The following is a 1,095-nucleotide window of genomic DNA, read 5'->3' as shown; positions in this document are numbered from 1 at the left end:
AAGTAATCTTTTAAGGTGTTGAGAGATTGCTTACCTAATGGAATGACTTTTTGCCTTGCCAGCGATCCGTAGCGATCAAAAAGTTGGTTAAATCCCTCAAAAGGCAGACAATCTTTGGTTAACTGACTGAGATTTTCGCGTCTCAACAGAGCATGTAAGTTACTAAGTTGTGAAAATATCTGTGGATCGGAGATGATCAACTCATTAAAGCGGATAATTTGACCATTTTGCTTAAGATCTGCCAGATCGCTAAGTAAGTGTGGTTCGATCGAAAAAACATTCACTTGATAGCCACTGGCAAGCTTAGATTGGCCGTCGTGCAGTTCATCGGGCGGCATAATAACGATTTGCCCATGACCGACTTGGTGATGAGAGCCTTGATAATGAAACTTCTGCTCACCATGCGTGATCAAGCCGAGATGAAAATCCAAATGATAGTGCCGTTGAAAGGCAAACTTTTGGTATTTCGCCTCGATCAGACTCAGTTGGTCATGGTCGGTCGCGTAGTATTGAATCTGTCCCATTACATACAAAAAAAGCTTGGTCACATAATGACCAAGCTTATCCATCAATTGTTAGCTTGTCTTGTAAAAAACGATCACTGTGACTGAATGGCTCGGCGTGAACGGCGATTGTTGCGCAGCCCATCGAAGCTAAATACCACAAGAGCTCCCCAAATAAAGGCGAACGTAATCGCTTTATCCATCGTGAAGGTCTCGCCGTAAATTAACACTGCAAGCAAGAACATCAGGCTAGGACCGATGTACTGGAAAAAGCCGAGCGTTGATAATTTGAGGCGAGTCGCGGCACCAGTGAAGCACAGCAATGGCAAGGTCGTCACCACACCGGCTGCAATCAACAACGTATTGAGCTGCCATGGGTTTTCAATCATGTTTGCCGTTGGTGAGCTGGCAATAAACAGAAGATAAACGGCGGCAGCGGGTAATAAGATTAGCGTTTCGACAAACAAACCCGTTTGAGCATCCACCGCGACTTTCTTACGTAGCAAACCGTAAAAACCAAAGCTCATCGCCAACGCCATCGCTACAATTGGCACCGAACCAAAGACGATCAACTGCACCAAAACGCCACATC

General features: G+C 45.2%; 2 protein-coding genes. Both read right to left on the bottom strand.

Translation table 11 applies throughout. The features are described from left to right. Positions 1-524: AraC family ligand binding domain-containing protein (locus R7E47_RS25095; protein WP_318085498.1), on the bottom strand; the 524-nt coding region annotated here is incomplete at its 3' end. Positions 525-598: 74 nt separating this feature from the next. Beyond that, on the bottom strand, positions 599-1,095 hold a 497-nt coding region (gene rarD / locus R7E47_RS25090), incomplete at its 5' end, for an EamA family transporter RarD (RefSeq protein ID WP_318085496.1).

The organism is Vibrio sp. Vb1026, from assembly GCF_033338745.1.
In the GTDB taxonomy this organism is placed as follows: domain Bacteria; phylum Pseudomonadota; class Gammaproteobacteria; order Enterobacterales; family Vibrionaceae; genus Vibrio; species Vibrio alginolyticus.
Note: the sequence above shows the minus strand (reverse complement) of the source record. Positions and strands in the feature narration are given on the sequence as shown.